We start from the raw sequence: 17,651 nt of genomic DNA, 5'->3' as shown, positions 1-17,651 counted from the left end.
CCAGTGGCATTGCCGGGTAGCTAAGTTCGGGACTGATAAACGCTGAAAGCATCTAAGCGTGAAGCAGGCCTCAAGATAAATTCTCACTGAGACTTAGAGTCTCCTGAAGGGCCGTCCGAGACGAGGACGTAGATAGGCAGGGTGTGTAAGTGCTGTGAGGCATTGAGCTAACCTGTACTAATGACCCGAGAGGCTTAACCATACAACGCCTAAGTGGGGTTGTGCTTTAAAGATTAAGAGCGCTTGTTGCTTGTGGGATTGAGATAAGAGAATTTAGTTTTTTCTGGGAAGTTAGAGCACCAGTTTATGCCTGGTAGCCATAGCGTTGTGGAACCACCTGAACCCATGCCGAACTCAGACGTGAAACGCAACTGCGCCGATGATAGTGTGGGGTTTCCCCATGTGAGAGTAGGTCACTGCCAGGCACCCATTAAGAGCCCTGTCCATCTGGACGGGGCTTTTTTTATGGCTGTCATTTATCGCCATCCCCGAGTATCCCAAATCATCCCATGCCGTCTGTCCCGGATTACGCTCCGCTGCATCCGGGCTACGGATGCGGGTATGGCATGCTATCGTGACAATAATCCCGGATTGCGTATCGCAGGAGCCGGGGAAGAGGCTGTATTCATTGGGCTACATCATCATTGGAATTTTACGAAGCTCTCTGTAGCCCGGATGCAGCAACGCGCAATCCGGGGATAGGCTGGGAAAATCCCCACATCGTTAAACCCCATTGTGAGCAAATTTTAAAATTGTAATAACATGGCCTCATCCACTGGATCAATTTGTTGGGGTTTTAGAAATTGATGGGCGTAATCGAGATAGATGTGTTGAGTAACAAAATGCTGAAATAGGTCTCGATCCAGCGCATTGGAGCGGACCATTTTTGCCATAATAGACAGCGCTTCACTTAATGATTTGTTGGTATGATAAGGGCGATCTGAAGCGGTCAGCGCTTCGAAGATATCGGCTAGTGCTATAATCCGCTCAGGAACGGTCAGCTGAGATGCGTTAAGTTTTCTAGGGTAGCCACTTCCATTTAATTTCTCATGATGATTTCCTGCTAAATCAGGGATGCGCTGCATGCTTTGTGGTAATGGCAAGGAGCTAAGCATTCGGATGGTTTGGACAATATGATTATTGATGATAAAGCGATCCTCTCTAGTTAAAGTGCCATATCTGATGGATAAATTATAAAGCTCGCCCAAATTATAATTATATTGAGGAAGTTCCATATCAAACCCCCACCGATTTTTAGGATCGTTTTTTCTAACGGGTGGTTCTGATGCAGGCCAAGGGATCAAGTGTTCGATCCGATCCGATATTAGAAATTCTGATGCGGGCAGTGTCGGCTCCGGAGTAGAGAGTCGTTTGAGCTCGGTAGGTGAAAGCCCTAATCGGCGATCAAAATGACGCTCCCAAGTTTGTTTGGCGATATGATGAAGTTGCTTGATTTGCTCCGGATTGCTCTTTTCTGCACTTAGGTTGAGTTGTGCGACCAGCGCAAATTGTCGTTGAAGTTGTTGATGTCTTTTTTTTAGTTGTGTTGTGAGTTGTGTTTTTCGGGCGGGGTTTTTACTGAGCTGCTGCCAGTACTTGATCTCTTCATCACGCCAGAGAATTTCAAATCGGGCTCTGATTTCATGAATGCGATTATAAATGGTTTCTAATTTAGTAGCTTTGTCGATGATGTGCTCCGGCATGATAATTTTGCCACAGTCATGCAACCAGGCTGCAATCATGAACTCTTGCCGTTCCGGTTGAGAGAGTTTGAAATCAGCATATTTCCCGGCGTGATCCATTTCTATCGCATTGAGGATCATTTCAGAGAGAATTGGAACTCGTCGGCAGTGGCCTCCAGTATAAGGTGATTTAGTATCAATGGCATCGGCTAGCAGTTGCATGATGGCATTGATTAATTGTGCCTGGCTCTCGATCTGTTGCTGTGTTTCAATGGCCAGAGCGGCTGAACCTGACGTCATGGCTACGAATTTTTTAAATATGTGTCCTCGGTTTAAATTCGTATCTTTCATCTGTAGTACGAAGACTCCTAATAGTTGCTGTTGTCGACCCAGCAGTGGCGTGATAAATAATTGTTGCTGAATGTCTGTAAAAAATGTGGATAGATACCGGGGAATATCATCTGGAACTACAGCATTGAGAGGAATCTCTTTAGGGACAGGAAGTTGGGTTTGTTGCGTTAGTAATAGCACATTTCGCTGAGCCTCATATCGATAGACTAATCCTTCTTGGGCGTGGGTAATTTGGGTTAAATGGTAACTGACCCGCGTTAACATTTGTTGAGGCTTGTTTTCACTGGCCAGTATTTGTGAAATCGATTGGAAATGTAGTATCGATGAGGCCATTTTGTTGATTAGTGACGCTAGTTGCTGGAATTCCTTGATAGAAGATTTACTAGATAGATGGTGATTAAAATCGAAGGCACTCATTTGCATGATTTTTTGGTTCAGCTGCTCCAGCGGCGCTGCGATACGATGACCGAATTGCCAACCGATGAGGATTAGAATGAGTGTTAAAAATATGGAAGTCACCAATTGAGTTTTTAACCCCGCAAGTGCTGAAGCCATGATTTGGTATTCGGGAATGGCAATGAGTAAATTCCAGTGGTGAAAATAGAGCGGGGTACTGGTCATCTTCAGTCCATACCAGTTTTGCTGTTGGGTTTGATAGATATTAAATTGCTTGGTCTGATCATTTTCGGCAATTTGTACCAGTTCGGGTCGATTAAGTTGGGCTAATTGGATGAGGCTATTTGTTGGAGTGTGTTGTAAATGGAGGGCTGTTATATCACTACTACCAATCAATTGATGTGTTTGGTTGACTAGTGCTAATTCTGTTTCCGGACTGGGACGTAGTTGGGCAAGCATTCTGGACACATCGGCTAGTGAGGCATCGGTGCCTAAGATAGCGCCACTAGGAGCCTTTAAAGCAAAACTAATTCCTATTTCTTGAGTCGTAAAAAAGCGATAGGGAGGGGTAATGATAAATCCCTGACTTTTTTCGGCTAACTGAAACCAGTTCCGCGTGCGAGGGTCAAACCGATAGTGGGGTTGTAAAATGGCTTTTGATGGGGATTTATTTGGATCATAATCCTGCCAACTAGCGTGAGTAATTGTGCCATCGGGGGCCCGCGTAATGATTTGAAGTTGGTATGGAGCCGTATGTGTAGCGGATTGAGGATGATGGCGTAATAGTAAAAAATCGCCATTGGGATAGCCAATATAGACCGCACTCGTGATTGGATTCAGCGCTAGTAGCGTAGAGAGTACCGGGAGTCTGGAGTAGCGTTGGGAAGGCTGGGTGATTGAAAAAATCGGATCGGAAATGAGCAGCTGCATGGAATTCATGAGCATTTGATTATCCTGATCGATTTTGGTGGTGATTCTTTGAGCTAACTGTCGAGACTGGTCCTGAGTTTGTTGGATAGAAGTGGCCCGACGACTAAGGTAAGATTGAGTGATCAATATGGTGGCGATGATAAGCATCGAGCTTGAAATGATCAGACTGATGAGTATCTGTAATCGGATTGAGCGGTGTTTAAACATAGTTAGCATCCCGGCCAGAAAGAAAAAACACATGGTTAAGAATAGAAATATATGAGTAAGTTAAACAAGTGACAGATTTTTATATCTGAGCTCTTGATGTTTGCTCTTTTATCTTTGGTAATTTACATCAGTCATATGAGAATGATATGGACGATTATATTGAACAGATTCGAGCTGCGCAGCTACCGACCGCTTATTCTGGTGAACTTCCTGATGAAGACCAGATTATTCGTATTGAAGAGCAGGTCTTAATGCCATTGCCCGATGATCTGCGAGCCTTTTTATTAACGGTGAGTGATGTGATCTGCGGTTCTTTAACGCCGGTAACGGCCGCTGATCCCAATGAAATTACCTACCTTCCTGAAATGGCTGCTGTGGCTTGGGATCAAGGACTTCCTCGTTTTTTACTCCCTATTTGTGAGTACGCGGATGGTTATTATTATATTGATCCAGATGGCGGAGTGGGGTGTTGGTTACATGGGAATGAAGAAGAAGGTGAGGTGCAATGGCCTAGCATTTGGGATTGGGCTGTTGATATCTGGTTAATGAGCTAGATGGGGTATGGATGTGAGTGACGATAGGATGAATACGTAATAAATGATCTATTTTAATAAAGGTTGATTATGCATACTAAGCGCTTGTTTGGGTTGTTATTTGTGGTGTTAGCGCTCTTAACGTTGTCCGGTCATGCGGATGCCCGTAAATTTGGAGGAGGCCGTTCTTGGGGCCGTAGTTATCATACCAATGTCCATCCTTCATACTCTTCCGGATATGGGCATTCATCAACTTCCGGAAGTCGGTTGGGGTTCGGTCATGGCCTGTTTGGCGGACTGTTAGCCGGTGGATTGCTTGGAAGTTTGTTTGGGCATGGGGGATATGGCTATGGGGGAGGCGGTTTTGGATTCGGAAATTTAATTTTAGTGGCCGTGATAGGCTGGATCGCCTGGCGATTATTTAAGAGCCGCTCTTCATCCGGGGGACAAAATTTTTCTCGAAGAGGTTTTTTTGAGCAAGATGAATCCCGATCTCCTTCAGGATATGACGATGTTCCCTTTGATTTACCGGCAGGCTTTGATACACATGCTTTTTTAGAAGAAGCCAAGCGGCATTATCATGCACTGCAAACAGCGTGGAATCATAATGATTTTGCCATGATTCGGACTTATTTGGCTCCAGAGTTATATCAGCAAATTGTAGCGGAACGTGAATCATTAGGGCCGCAACCGCAAACGGATCAAATCCTGTATGTTGAAGCGAGTCTTGCCAGAGCTGCACAATTGCCGGGTCAGCAACAAATAAGTGTTCACTTTACCGGAAAGTATCGGACCGATGAGGCTCGGGAAGCTCAGATTGATGAGATTTGGCATTTGCGTCGGGAAAATGGTCGGGATTGGGTCATTGAAGGGATCGAAGAGAACAGTGAACAATAAGACGTTGGATCCTATTGCAGCATGGGCTGGATGCTATTTCTTGTATCGAATGATCCATCGTGAGCTTGGATGGTAATGGTCCCGGCTGACGATTATCGCCGCTGCTTTTATCTGGTGATTGCGAATATCCCTTCGGGACAGGTAGCCACTTATGGTCAGGTGGCCGAGATGGCCGGCTTTCCCCGGATGGCCAGAGCGGTGGGGCGAGCACTTAAAGAACTTCCTTCGGAGAGTAAATTGCCTTGGTTTCGTGTCGTAAATGCGAAAGGAGAGCTTTCGTTTCCCAGAGGGAGTGATCCTTATCAACGCCAGCGAACATTGCTTGAAACGGAAGGCATAGAATTTATTGGGGAACGGATCCCTCTACGTGAATACCGATGGAATGGCTCATAACCCTATTCCATCGAGGCTTTTGGATGAATGCTTCGGAATAACCGATGTTTATCTCAGAAACGTCCGAATTGTAGTTTGCTGATTCCCATCTAGACTGAGAGGGTTAATTGAGTCAGATTGGAATGATTATGACACTTAAACGTGTAACAACGCTTTTGATTGTAGCGATCGCGGTGATGACGCTGTCATTGGATGCGAGCGCCCGTAAATTTGGCGGGGGTAAGTCTTGGGGAAAAAGTTATAAAACGGCCCCTCAACAATCCCTTGCGCAGCGTCCTACAACCAATACTCCGCAAGGTTCTGCGGCGGCTAACAGTGTGCGTCGTCCTGGGATTATGGGGGGATTGTTGGGTGGATTATTAGCCGGCGGTTTATTTGCCTGGTTACTGGGTAGTGGCGCATTTAGTGGCCTGCAGTTTATGGATATCGCAATCATGGCGGTGATTGCGTTTATACTGTTCCGGATTTTCCGGTCGATGATGCAGGCGAAAGCTGTGAATCAAGAAGCGACCAGTCACGGGCAGTCGGCTTGGCAGTCACGCCAACAAGTTTCTGAGCCTGTGGCTTCTTCGGGAACTGATATCCCGAAAAGTGCTCACGATGATGTGCCGTATGATTTGCCGGCCGGTTTCGATGTCAGCCAATTTTTGGAAGGGGCTCGAGGTCATTACAATATTATTCAGACGGCTTGGAACCAGAATGATCTGGCGACGATTCGGGAATACCTTGCTCCTGAGTTGTACCAGCAAATGGTGGAAGAGCGGCACCGATATGGTGATGCGCCACTGAATAACCACGTTCTGTATGTGGATGCGAGTTTAGTGCGGGCCTCCCGTCAGGGGGATGCTCAGCAGATCAGTGTGCAGTTTATCGGGAAATATCGGGACGAAACGGATCAGGAATCGGCTATCAATGAGATTTGGCATTTACGTCGTGATAGCTTGAATTCGGATTGGTTGATTGAGGGGATTGAAGAGCATAGTGAAGTCTGATGAACGGTCATTATCGTGGTCTCTTTATTTAATAAGGACGCGTTCGAGCCAGTTGTATACGGGGATTACCACTGATGTACAACGACGGTTTAACGAGCATCAGCAGGGCGGTCGCAAGGCCGCCAAATTTTTAAAAGGTAAAACTCCGCTCACTTTAGTTTATAGTTGTCAGATCGGTTCTCGATCCGAAGCCTTACGTTGGGAATATCAGGTAAAACAATGGCCTAAATCTCGCAAAGAGGCTTTGGTGGTGGCTCAACTTCCCCTCCAGCAATTTTAGAAACCAGACTCGTCCTTGATGCTGGATCGCTCTATACTTACATCAATGTTTGTTAATAAATGAGTGGCTAGGATGCTAAAGCACTGGGAAGAGTTGTTTAAGAATTTCGTATTATCTCAGGTGGCGGGGGATCCTGCGCATGATATTTTGCATCTGCAGCGCGTGGTTGCCACCGCAAAGCAATTAGCCAGTCAGGCTAATGCCTGTTTGGATGTGATTATTCCTGCCGCCTGGTTACATGATTGTGTTGTGATGCGAAAGTCTGAATCTTTGCGATCACAGGCGTCCCGGCTATCAGCTCAGCGAGCTCGTGCGCAGCTGATTCTCTGGAAATATCCCAATCAATATATTGATGGCATTTGTCATGCCATTGAAGCGCATAGTTTTGCTGCCGGAATCGTGCCGACAACTCTGGAAGCTCAGATTATTCAGGATGCGGATCGTTTAGATGCGTTGGGCGCGATTGGTATTGCTCGCTGCTTTTCGATTGGGGGCGCATTACATCATCCTATCTATATGGAAAACGATCCGTTTTGTAAACATCGACCATGTGATGACAAACAGGCTACCTTGGATCATTTTTATCAAAAATTACTGTGTTTACCATCGCTGATGTGTAGTGATGTCGGGCGACAGGAAGCGATGCGACGCGTTCAGTTTATGCAGTTGTTTTTAGATGAACTGCAAGTTGAACTTTATGCTGATGAAGGCGCATTATCTGCCACAGTGGCTGATTTTTTAGAACGAACTGAACATCATTAATGATGTCCATTAAAGTGGGATAAGAGTGCGCTTCAATGTCTATTAGATTGTCATTAGCCTTATTTGAGGGCTGAGTTCGAGAAATATCGATATGTGGTTACAAAAAACAATTCGTCTTCAGGCCCGTCATCGGGGATTTCATTTAATTACCCATGAAATATTGCAGCAGTTTCCGGAATTAGCCTCGGTGCAAACCGGGCTTTTGCATATTTTCATTCAACACACATCGGCGGCTTTAACGATCAACGAAAATGCAGATCCGACGGTTCGAGAAGATTTTGAGCAGTTTTTTAATCATGCCGTTCCTGAAAATGAAGTGTATTATCAGCACACTTTTGAAGGCAGTGACGATATGCCAAGTCACCTGAAAAGTAGCCTGCTGGGAAGTAGTGTGATGGTTCCCGTCACCCATGGCCGGTTAAATTTAGGCACCTGGCAGGGAATTTATCTATGCGAAGCCCGTAATCATGGCGGGAATCGACATATTGTATTGACTTTACAGGGCGAATAAGTCGCGGTTGACCTGTTAAAATAGATAGAATCGGCTAACTTATTGATAATATGTGAATCAGGTAGAATAGGTATTGTGAAAAATGCGCAGTATTTTTACTATGTATTCTATTATTAATCACAAATGGTTTTCCGTTTCTTTATTTGTGAGTAAAGGGCTTCACTATGAATAAACCGCGCGTTTTATTAACAGAGGATTCACCATCGCTAGCGGCGATGTATCGCGCGTACTTAAAAGATGAACAGATCGTTCTGGATCAAGCTATCTCCGGCGGTGATACGTTTGCTTATTTGGAAGAGCAATTACCAGACGTTATTTTGCTGGACCTGATGTTGCCTGATATGGATGGTATGGATATTTTGCGCCATATTTATGAAAAAGGGCTTGATTGCTCTGTGATTATTATCACGGCACATGGCTCGGTTGATAAAGCCGTGGATGCGATGCGTTATGGGGCCAGTGATTTTCTTTCTAAACCGTTCGATGCCAAACGATTACGGGTCACGTTAGCCAATACGCTTAAAATGCGACGATTGAATCAGCTGGTGACCCATAAGGGCGGTGATCCGAAACGCGAAAATTATTTTGATTTTATTGGCCAGAGTGCGCCAATGCAACGTGTGTATCGGATCATTGAAAGTGCGGCGAATAGTAAAGCAACGATTTTTATTACCGGGGAAAGTGGTACGGGAAAAGAGTTGTGTGCTTCGGCGGTTCATCAGGCCAGTGGGCGTAAAGATGCTCCGTTTATTGCAATTAACTGTGCGGCTATTCCTAAAGAGTTAATGGAAAGTGAGATTTTTGGTCACATTAAAGGCGCGTTTACTGGCGCGGTTGCGGACCGCAAAGGCGCAGCCAGACAGGCGGATGGAGGAACACTGTTTCTGGATGAAGTCTGTGAAATGGATTTGGAATTGCAAAGTAAGTTGCTTCGGTTTATCCAAACCGGCTCGTTTCAACCTGTGGGAAGTAGCCAGACGGAACGGGTGGATGTCCGGTTCATTTGTGCGACCAATCGTGATCCGTTAGAAGAAGTGCGTCAGGGGCGTTTTCGGGAAGATTTATACTATCGGTTGCATGTGATCCCTATTATGCTCCCTCCATTGCGTGATCGCAGTGATGATGTCATTCTTATTGCCGACTATCTGTTAGAACGAATTAGCGCTGAAGAGCAGCGCAGTTTTAAAGGATTTGATGCGAGTGCCCGACAGGTCTTACTCGAATACGATTGGCCGGGAAATGTCCGACAACTGGAGAATGTCATTCGTAATACCGTGGTGTTAAATAATGACGAATGGATTAAGGCTAATATGTTGCCAGCACCTCTTTCGGATCAAACATATTCACCGTTGTTGGAACATGAATCGACGGTTCAGCCGTTGTCCCATGTTCGGAATATCGTGATTGAACCGTTATGGAAACAGGAAAAAAGAGCGATTGAGCAGGCGATAGAATATTGTGATGGGAATATTCCTAAAGCGGCGAATTTACTCGAAGTCAGCCCATCCACGTTGTATCGTAAGTTGCAAAACTGGGATCATTAGTACTAGGTGTGAATTTTGCTTATAAAAGTACTAATTCATGCTTAGCCGAGTAGCCATATGAATCCAATATTATGTGAAAAAACATTGCAGCAATTAGCTGAAGATATCGGGAGCGATATTTTACCGGAGTTGTTTGCGGTGTTTATTGAAGAAAATGAACCTAAATTAGAACGATTACCCCAGTTAAATGTCAGGCAGGATCTGGCCGAATTGCAGAGTCTATTTCATACTTTAAAAAGTAGTGCTGCAAGTTATGGCGGACTCCGTCTAGCGGCATTCGCAACGGACCTTGATTTTGCTTGTAAAAATGAAGATTACTTAAAAATAGAACAAATGCTGCCAGAATTTACACAGATTTATGTGCAAACATTGCAAGTGATGAGGCAGCGTTACTAACCGACAGAATGAAAATATGAAGATTGCGACAGCCTATTCGGTTTCACCGTCCACTCCTATTGCCTGTGAACAGGTTATCGAACAGTTGTTACAGCAATCTGAAACCCTCCCTCAATTGATCGTTTGTTACTATTCTGCAAATCATCAATATTTGCAAATTGCAAAAAATTTGCAAATTGCATTTAATTCCAGCTCAATAATCGGTTGTAGCAGTTGCCAGGGGATTATGACGGCCAGTGGTTTTCATAGTCAATCCGGGTATGGCTTGGGTTTGTGGGCACTTTGGGATGAAGTTGGAAATTATGGCACGGCTCTTGAATCCTTCTCTGATACATCGGATGAAAGCATTGTTGCCGCCACGCAAAAAGCGTTAATTACGGCACTGGATAATGCACAACGTCCCGGTGAACTTCCGGATTTAATCTGGCTTCATGCCTCCCCAGGCTATGAAGAGCGGATGATCGAAGCGATTGAGAATTTGGTTGGAAAACAGGTTCCGATTGCGGGAGGAAGCGCCGCAGATCAAAAGATTCAGGGTCATTGGAGCTTGTTTGCTCAAGCTGCAGTGGCCACACAGGGTGTAGCAGTGGCGGCACTATTTCCAGGGGGGGAGATCGGTTATTCGTTTCATAGTGGTTATGTTGCGAACCGAGCCCTGGGGGTAGTGACCGCCAGCCATGGCCGCACCGTTTATGAGATTGACCATCATCCCGCTGCAGATATCTATCGCAAAGCCATTGGATTGGTTGCCACAAGTCATCCCCGACATATCTCGATTCTAAAGCATAGTTCATTTTGTCCTCTGGGTTTATTGTCTGGGAAAGTCGATCAATTACCTTTTTTTAAATTGGCTCATCCGAGCGCGTTAACGGCTGATGGGGGGATTGAGTTATTTTCTGAAATTAAAGTGGGTGACACGCTATATTTGATGAAAGGTTCTAAAGAGAGCCTGATCCATCGCGGCGGGCGTGTAACCGAACTGAGTTTGACTGAACCGTTTTCATGTGAACAGCCTATTGGTGCACTCGTGATTTACTGTGCCGGATGCATGTTAGCGATTCAACGTGATATCAATGAGGTGGTTCATAGTATCCGGCAATCTCTCGGGGATGAACTTCCGTTTTTAGGCGCATTTACTTTTGGTGAACAGGGGCATTTTATTACCGGTGAAAATGGACATGGTAATTTAATGAGTTCAGCGATTGTCTTTTATCAGAGAATGTCGCAATGAAGGAAGCATCACTGTTTTCTCAGGAACAACTCAGGGAATCTGTCGAGTCGCTTACCCAAAAAAACTATCGTGAACGGCGTCGCCGGATTAACACGGAGTTGATCCTGGAAGGAAATCATAAATTATCTCTGGCTTCGACTCCGGAAGATGTTTATCGAATTTTTTTGAAGCTATTAGGTCAGTTTTTTGATTATCAGCATGTGCTGGTCCTCACTCGATTGAAGGGAAAATCGAGATGGGAACTGGTGTATGGGGATTCGTATCAGAAAGTTGTGCTTTGGCAGGATGGTGCATTAACGCCGCGGCTGCTTAAAGGCAATGTCAGTGTTATTTTTGATTCCAGTAAAATTTCTGAATTTTCCCCACTCCCCGAAGACTATCGAAAGCAGCATTATTCCAGTGTAATTGCCTGTGGTTTAAGTTGTGAAATGAGTGAGTGGTTGTTGTTACTCGGTCATTGCGAAGAAGGCCATTTTGGTCAGGATCATCGACATCTATGTTTACGCTTGCTTCCTCTATTGCGACAACGCTTGCTGAATCTGGAATATCAGGATCAGTTAAAAATGATGGTCGCCCAACGAACCGATGAACTTCGCCATAGTGAACAGCGGTTTATGAGCTTTGCTCAAACTGCCTCGGACTGGTTTTGGGAAACCGACGTCAATTATCGGTTTACTTTTATTTCTTCTGGATTAGGGGAACGGGGAAAACCGGTTTATGGAAATTTGATCGGACGTTCGCTGCTGACTTTAAATGCCCGCTCATCATCGGGAATGAGTTTACAATCACTTCTGGCTGAGCAATGTTCACTCCGGAATATTTTATTTACGCTGGAAGAATCAGAACCCCCGGTCTTTTGGGGGGCCTTGAGTGGTGAGCCTTTTTATGATGCTCAGGAGCAATTCGCGGGTTATCGGGGCAGTGTTCGGGATATGACTCAGGAACGAGCGGATCGCCGAGCGCTTCGTAAAGCGAAAGAAGAAGCAGAACGAGCCAATCATGCTAAGTCTGATTTTCTGGCGATGATGAGTCATGAGATCCGTACGCCAATGAATGCTATTGTGGGAATGGTCGAATTGCTCAAAGAAGAAATTTTAAATGATACGGCGCAAGAGTTATTAACCAATGCCGCAAGAGCTTCGGGACTATTACTGAATATTATTAATGACGTGCTGGATATTTCCAAGTTGGAAGCGGGCGTGTTGCAACTGGAAAAACAGCGTTTCTGTGTCCGGGATATTGTGGAACAGGTCTTAGGTCAGTTACAGGAAAGTGCCCGAGTCAAAGGATTAAATTTAACTTCTGAGCTGGATGATTGTTGTGGGGATTTTGTTTTAGGTGATGCGTATCGGTTGGCACAAATATTACTTAATTTGGTCAGTAATGGGATTAAGTTTACTCAGTCGGGGAGTGTTTCGGTGACTGTTCGGGGACAGGTTCAGGACAATGTGAGCCACCTGATTTTCACGATCCAAGATACCGGAATAGGGATCCATCCCGATGATTTTCACCGATTGTTTGAACCGTTTCATCAACTGAGTCAGAGTCATGCGCGATTGTATGGTGGAACTGGACTAGGGCTGTCGATTGTGAAAAAACTAGTCGATGCTATGTCTGGAGAATTGCATGTACAAAGTCAGCCTGATCAGGGAGCACTGTTTACGGTTTGCTTGCAGTTTCCCATCGTTGCGCCCGATATTTCAGCCCCTGAAACTCTGTTAGAACATCCGGAAATTGAGCCATTAGAAATCTTGGTGGTTGAAGACAGTCCATCGAATCAGCTGGTGATTCGGTTAATGCTAGAAAAATTAGGTCACCGAGTTGTGATTGCTGAAGATGGCGATCAGGCCTTACGTTGTGAACGACTCTCGCAGTTTGATTTGATCTTAATGGACTTGCAAATGCCCGGTATTGACGGATTCCAAACGATGTATCGGATGCGTGATCAGGGAATTCGGTGCCCGATTGTTGCACTCACCGCAAATATTCAGGAACGGGAGCGTTGTACCCAAGCGGGCATGGACGATTTTTTAAGTAAACCCCTCACCCGAGAAGCGTTACTTGCACTCTTTAAGCGGATTATGCAACATAAGCAGGATCACAGCGCATAAGAGGCTTTGCGTTTGGATAAGCATGCATTTACGCGATGCGAGTTGAATCATCCTTAGCCCTATCATCACTCTAAAATATATTGAAAATAAAGAGGTCTAATTTGAAGACGATCGCAGATATTGCAATGGCTGCCGGTGTTTCTAAATCGACAGTTTCCCGGGTTTTAAATAATCGTCCGGGCGTCAATCCGATTGCGCGTCAAAAAATTCAGGCGATCATCGATGAAAGCCATTTTACGGCTAATATTTCGGCTAAAAATCTGAAGGCCCGGCATAGTGATACCGTTGGGATCATGGTGCCACTTATGACCTCGAAATCGGTGGCTAGTTTTATTCATGGTATGACGACCGAGTTGGAATCACAGCGGATCCAAATCTTATTGATGAATACCGGAATGGATACCGATAAAGCGATCAACTCCGTAAAAATGCTCAATTCTAAAGGGGTCGATGGCATGATTGCGTTGGTCGCCGGATATAATCAGCCTTTGATCAATACCTTCCGTGAGTCGGAATGCCCCGTGGTTGCCGTAGGACAAGATCTCTCGTTATTTAATGTCCCCAGCGTTTTTTATGACGATTACCGATGTGGCTACATGGCTGGCCAGCAGCTAGTTGAATGTGGTTGTAAGCAACTCTTGTTTGTCGGCATCTCACCGATGGATGTGGCTCTGGGACGACAACGGCGCCGGGGATTTGAAGATGCTATCAGCATTGCCGGAGTTGATTGTCGTTATATTGAGAACTGTGATTTGTTTGTTGAGTCCGGGCGGGAGAAGACTGCTGAGATTTTAGCTCAGGGATATTGTCCAGATGGTGTGTTTGGCGTGACGGATCGAATTGCCGCAGGAGCTAGTCAGGCCTTACGTCAGGCGGGTATTATTCCCGGAGAAGATGTGGCGCTTATCGGAGTTGGTGATGATGAACTCTGTTCGGTATTAACTCCGCCGTTGGCCACCGTACATTATGATCATGAGCAGGTTGGGCAACAGGCTGCTCAGGTATTAATGGATCTGGTGCGATCTAAAGACGGTGAAACACCCACTTCATATGCTTATATTCATCAGGGGCATTTTACCTGGCGTGAATCCTGTCAGTTAAAAAATACCATGCCCAGCGTATAAGCCGGGCACTGATTTAGAGTGAATGGAATGATTAGGCGAGCGCTTTAGTATTTTTGGGGGTGAGCACGAAAGAAGCTAAAAACCCGATGACGAATGCAACTGCAAAGCCGATGATGTAATGGAGCATGGATTCGGTACGAACAATCGCAAGACCTGGAATACCGGTTAGACCGACCGCAGTCATCCCAACTTTCATCCAGACGACATAAGCCCCACCGATAGCCCCACCAATTAAACCTCCGAGGAAAGGACGAACATAACGAAGGTTTACCCCGAAAATAGCGGGTTCTGTAATGCCGAGAATAGCCGAGATTGCAGAAGGTAACGCCAATGCCGTAACTTTTTTATCCCGCTTTTTGAAGATTACGGCAAAGCAAGCACCGCCCTGAGCGACGTTGGCCATTGACCAGATGGGCAGCAGGAAGTTCACCGCAATTTTAGGATCTCCCAATAGTCCCAGCTCAATGGCATGGAAGCTGTGATGAACGCCGGTAATCACAATCAGAGAATAAGTTCCGCCGAAAATTAGGCCGGCGAGTGGTCCTGCATGCTGGTAGAGGAATAATAATGCTGTTGAGATCCCATCCCCCAACAGTCGACCCAGAGGACCGATTGCAACCACCGAGAAGAAGCCGGTAACGGCTAGAATAATAAATGGGCTTAAGATGATATCCAGAGTATTTGGGACAATGCGGTGGACTATTTTTTCCACTTTACACATGAACCAGACCGCAATTAACATCGGGAAAACTGTTCCCTGATAACCCACCAGACCAATATCGAAACCAAGAAAATGAGTCGATGGAAAACCGTGGCCAATTGTCCAGGCATTGACGAGATCCGGATGGGTTAAAATTCCCCCTAAGGTGGCACCTAAGATAGGATTACCACCAAAGATTTTGGCACCGACAAAACCGATGAGAATCGGCAAAATAATAAATGCTGAGCTGGAGACCATATCCAGAATGATGTACCACAAATTGTCGGTTGCGATCATCTGATTGGATTTTAAAAATCCCAAAAGACCCATACACAGACCACTGGCCACAATTGCCGGGATAATGGGAACAAAAATGTTGGAAAGAGTGCGAGCTAAAGCCTGAAGTGGATTTTTATTAGCACCCGCACTGGCTACATCCGCAGTGGATGCCTCTTTAATATTCGCAGCTTTAATAAATTCAGCAAAGACCCGGTTTACAATGCCGGAACCAATAATAATTTGATATTGACCACTATTGGTAAAAACCCCTTTGACCAGATCCAGCGCTTCGATCGCGGCGGTCTGAGCTTTATCGGTATCATTAAGAACGAGTCGCAGACGGGTGGCACAGTGCGCCGCACTGGCTATATTTTCGGGGCCTCCGACGAGAGTGAGAATTTGCTGAGCTGTTTTTTGTTCTGACATCGTATACTCCTCTCACCGCAGCTTATGAGTTGCAGTGATTTGGTGATTATCATCTATCATCCGATTGTTAACATTTTCAATCGTTATTCGCGTTGGAAAGTGAATAACGACTGGAAACGGTTCCGGTTTTAGAGGCCGTTTTTATCATTATGAGGTAAAAACAGCCATTTTTTTAAGTTGTAAAATATATTTTTATTGAATGAATAGCCAAAAATGTGAGCTAGTTCAAATTTAAAAGGCTGTTAAACATGAAACCGTTTTCTATTAGAACCAAGTTTCCATCTGCACGCCCATGTTGACTTCACCACCCGATTTAAAGCCGGTGGCTCCTAGCGCATCTGTACTGGAGTAGTTTTCAAGCTGTTGACTCCAATTCATGTACGTTGCAAAGAAGCGGATTTCGGGACGATCAAAGAAGCCGGCAAAATTATCCGCACGAAACGTTGGGGCAAAGGTTAGCTTATAAAAGCTGCCTTTGACGGCGTTATGGCTATCGAGTCCTTTGGGATCGATGTCCATGTATTGATAGGTTGTTTCATATTGCAGAGAGAAATTTTCAGTTAACTGTTGGTTAAAGCGAATGTTCAATGTGGCCCAGTCATACTGATCATCTTTCATGTAGCGATCATGGCTGTGCTGCAGCATCAAGGCCGGGACCATATTCCAGATTGAATTCAGTTTAACCGTTCCATACGTTGCCAGGCGGTAGGTATTAGCCCGGCCGGTGAGATTGCCGTCTGAACCGATGTTTTTCACTTCAGCACCGAGACCATGACCGTAGAGTAATGCCGCTTTAAAGCTCCCTTCGGTCAGTCCATAGAAACTTTTCCCGTGGTAGGCTAAAGCCGCGTGAAATCCGGTATTGGTTGCATGAGTGGTCGAGTCTCCGGTGTTTTCTCGTTTATTATTGTCTTTACCGCGCATGGCATTGAGCATCAACTGCCAGGGGCCATAGTAGTTATTGGCGGTCACAATGTAGTTTTGCATGGTGTTGTTATCGAGATCATCGAAGTTTCTGCCGAAGATGGAGAAACTTGAATGGCCTTGCTCTGACCAGCGCACGTTGTAGATCCCGCCCCCGGTCCCCGCCAGGAAGATGACATCCGAATCGATCCAGTGGATATCAAAGTTATTGCGGTCAAAACGTTTCCCGGCCCACAAAATACTGTCTTTAAACGCGCCGGTGAAACTGGGAAGTTGGGATAGTTCGACAAAAGCTTGCCGGACGTTAAGATCACTGCTGTCGGCTGTCCAGTCATTGTAACTGGCCTGTCCATCTGCCATCATAACCTTAAAGCGGGTATGTGCACCGTTTTTGAGCTGTTGATGTTTCTCTAAATTCAATTCCAGATAAGTATCTTTTTCATTTCCTAAACGGCCGACGTGACCTCCTGTCGAGCCGGCTGGCGTAAGGTTGACCCCGCCTTGAGTTGCAGCCGCACTGTCATTCATAAGGACGCCAGAGCGGGCATAAACGTGAAATTGGAAACCGTTGTCAGCTTCGGCTTTTTGTTGAGCAACGAGTTGAGCTTGTGCTTGTTTTTGCTGTTGTTGTTCTTGCTTTGCCTGTGCGAGTTGTTGTTCTAATTTTTGTAGGCGGGCCTCAATAGCCTGAATTTCGCCATCATTGATGGCGGCATGAGCGGCGGCTGGCAGTAACAAAGAGGTCGCTAAAAAGGTACAAATAGGTTTACGCATGATCTCTATCCTTATGGGAACAAAGCGGTTGAACCCATCAATTTTTCCAAATTGATGTGAAATCGGTTCCTGTATATTTCTGTAGAATATGATTTTATACAATTCGGTTCGATTATTTTTGTGAGTTAAGAACTGCTAAAATAGCCATATAAGCTATTTTTTGTGATTTAAATCACTTGATTTTGTTTTTGAGTTGGAACCGATTTCT

At 45.3% G+C, this 17,651-nt stretch carries 16 protein-coding genes and 2 rRNA genes; 15 read left to right on the top strand and 3 right to left on the bottom strand.

What is annotated here, in order from left to right:
• The 3 genes from ABUE20_RS09100 to ABUE20_RS09090 form a co-directional block, all read left to right on the top strand.
• Window positions 1-202 (top strand): 23S ribosomal RNA (locus tag ABUE20_RS09100); the annotation flags it as partial.
• 107 nt (window positions 203-309) lie between these two features.
• A 5S ribosomal RNA gene (gene rrf / locus ABUE20_RS09095) occupies window positions 310-425 on the top strand.
• A 40-nt stretch (window positions 426-465) separates the two neighbouring features.
• Window positions 466-702 (top strand): hypothetical protein, encoded by a 237-nt coding sequence (locus tag ABUE20_RS09090; RefSeq protein WP_408619578.1) that lies wholly within the window; start codon window positions 466-468, stop codon window positions 700-702.
• Window positions 703-746: 44 nt separating this feature from the next.
• Here the strand turns inward: ABUE20_RS09090 and ABUE20_RS09085 are convergent, their stop codons facing one another.
• Window positions 747-3,566, bottom strand: a complete 2,820-nt coding sequence (locus ABUE20_RS09085; RefSeq protein WP_408619577.1) for an HD domain-containing phosphohydrolase — start codon at window positions 3,564-3,566, stop codon at window positions 747-749.
• 146 nt (window positions 3,567-3,712) lie between these two features.
• Here ABUE20_RS09085 and ABUE20_RS09080 point away from each other — a divergent pair, with 146 nt between their 5' ends.
• The 12 genes from ABUE20_RS09080 to ABUE20_RS09025 all read left to right on the top strand — a co-directional run bounded on the left by ABUE20_RS09080 (window position 3,713) and on the right by ABUE20_RS09025 (window position 14,340).
• A complete protein-coding gene (locus ABUE20_RS09080) occupies window positions 3,713-4,120 on the top strand; it encodes an SMI1/KNR4 family protein (protein WP_408619576.1) in 408 nt (135 codons plus the stop codon).
• A 69-nt stretch (window positions 4,121-4,189) separates the two neighbouring features.
• Window positions 4,190-4,996, top strand: coding sequence for a Tim44 domain-containing protein (locus ABUE20_RS09075; protein WP_408619575.1), 807 nt, complete (start codon window positions 4,190-4,192; stop codon window positions 4,994-4,996).
• A gap of 69 nt (window positions 4,997-5,065) precedes the next feature.
• Complete coding sequence (locus tag ABUE20_RS09070) at window positions 5,066-5,389, top strand: MGMT family protein (protein WP_408619574.1); 324 nt, start codon at window positions 5,066-5,068, stop codon at window positions 5,387-5,389.
• 128 nt (window positions 5,390-5,517) lie between these two features.
• Complete coding sequence (locus ABUE20_RS09065) at window positions 5,518-6,381, top strand: Tim44 domain-containing protein (protein WP_408619573.1); 864 nt, start codon at window positions 5,518-5,520, stop codon at window positions 6,379-6,381.
• Window positions 6,371-6,661 (top strand): GIY-YIG nuclease family protein, encoded by a 291-nt coding sequence (locus ABUE20_RS09060; protein WP_408619572.1) that lies wholly within the window; start codon window positions 6,371-6,373, stop codon window positions 6,659-6,661. The genes ABUE20_RS09065 and ABUE20_RS09060 overlap by 11 nt, the downstream gene beginning before the upstream one ends.
• Window positions 6,662-6,733: 72 nt before the next feature.
• Window positions 6,734-7,423, top strand: a complete 690-nt coding sequence (locus tag ABUE20_RS09055) for an HD domain-containing protein (protein ID WP_408619571.1) — start codon at window positions 6,734-6,736, stop codon at window positions 7,421-7,423.
• A gap of 91 nt (window positions 7,424-7,514) precedes the next feature.
• The gene (locus ABUE20_RS09050) at window positions 7,515-7,934 is read left to right on the top strand and encodes a secondary thiamine-phosphate synthase enzyme YjbQ (protein ID WP_408619570.1); all 420 of its coding nucleotides are present in this window, start codon (window positions 7,515-7,517) and stop codon (window positions 7,932-7,934) included.
• A 164-nt stretch (window positions 7,935-8,098) separates the two neighbouring features.
• On the top strand, window positions 8,099-9,478 hold the full coding sequence (locus ABUE20_RS09045; RefSeq protein WP_408619569.1) for a sigma-54-dependent transcriptional regulator: 1,380 nt from the start codon (window positions 8,099-8,101) through the stop codon (window positions 9,476-9,478).
• Between the two features lie 57 nt (window positions 9,479-9,535).
• Entirely contained in the window at window positions 9,536-9,874 is a 339-nt protein-coding gene (locus ABUE20_RS09040; RefSeq protein WP_408619568.1) for an Hpt domain-containing protein, read from the top strand.
• Window positions 9,875-9,890: 16 nt separating this feature from the next.
• On the top strand, window positions 9,891-11,105 hold the full coding sequence (locus ABUE20_RS09035; protein ID WP_408619567.1) for an FIST signal transduction protein: 1,215 nt from the start codon (window positions 9,891-9,893) through the stop codon (window positions 11,103-11,105).
• Window positions 11,102-13,216, top strand: a complete 2,115-nt coding sequence (locus ABUE20_RS09030) for an ATP-binding protein (RefSeq protein WP_408619566.1) — start codon at window positions 11,102-11,104, stop codon at window positions 13,214-13,216. Before ABUE20_RS09035 ends, ABUE20_RS09030 begins: the two co-directional genes overlap by 4 nt.
• Before the next feature lie 101 nt (window positions 13,217-13,317).
• Complete coding sequence (locus tag ABUE20_RS09025; protein WP_408619565.1) at window positions 13,318-14,340, top strand: LacI family DNA-binding transcriptional regulator; 1,023 nt, start codon at window positions 13,318-13,320, stop codon at window positions 14,338-14,340.
• Between the two features lie 31 nt (window positions 14,341-14,371).
• Here the strand turns inward: ABUE20_RS09025 and ABUE20_RS09020 are convergent, their stop codons facing one another.
• Both ABUE20_RS09020 and ABUE20_RS09015 read right to left on the bottom strand, forming a co-directional pair.
• Window positions 14,372-15,745 (bottom strand): sucrose-specific PTS transporter subunit IIBC, encoded by a 1,374-nt coding sequence (locus ABUE20_RS09020; RefSeq protein WP_408619564.1) that lies wholly within the window; start codon window positions 15,743-15,745, stop codon window positions 14,372-14,374.
• 264 nt (window positions 15,746-16,009) lie between these two features.
• Window positions 16,010-17,443, bottom strand: coding sequence for a carbohydrate porin (locus ABUE20_RS09015; protein ID WP_408619563.1), 1,434 nt, complete (start codon window positions 17,441-17,443; stop codon window positions 16,010-16,012).
• Between the last annotated feature and the right edge of the window lie 208 nt (window positions 17,444-17,651).

Source organism: Celerinatantimonas marina (assembly GCF_046054165.1).
Taxonomy (GTDB): domain Bacteria; phylum Pseudomonadota; class Gammaproteobacteria; order Enterobacterales; family Celerinatantimonadaceae; genus Celerinatantimonas.
The sequence above is the reverse complement of the archived record's forward strand: the minus strand, read 5'-3'. Positions and strand labels throughout refer to the sequence as shown.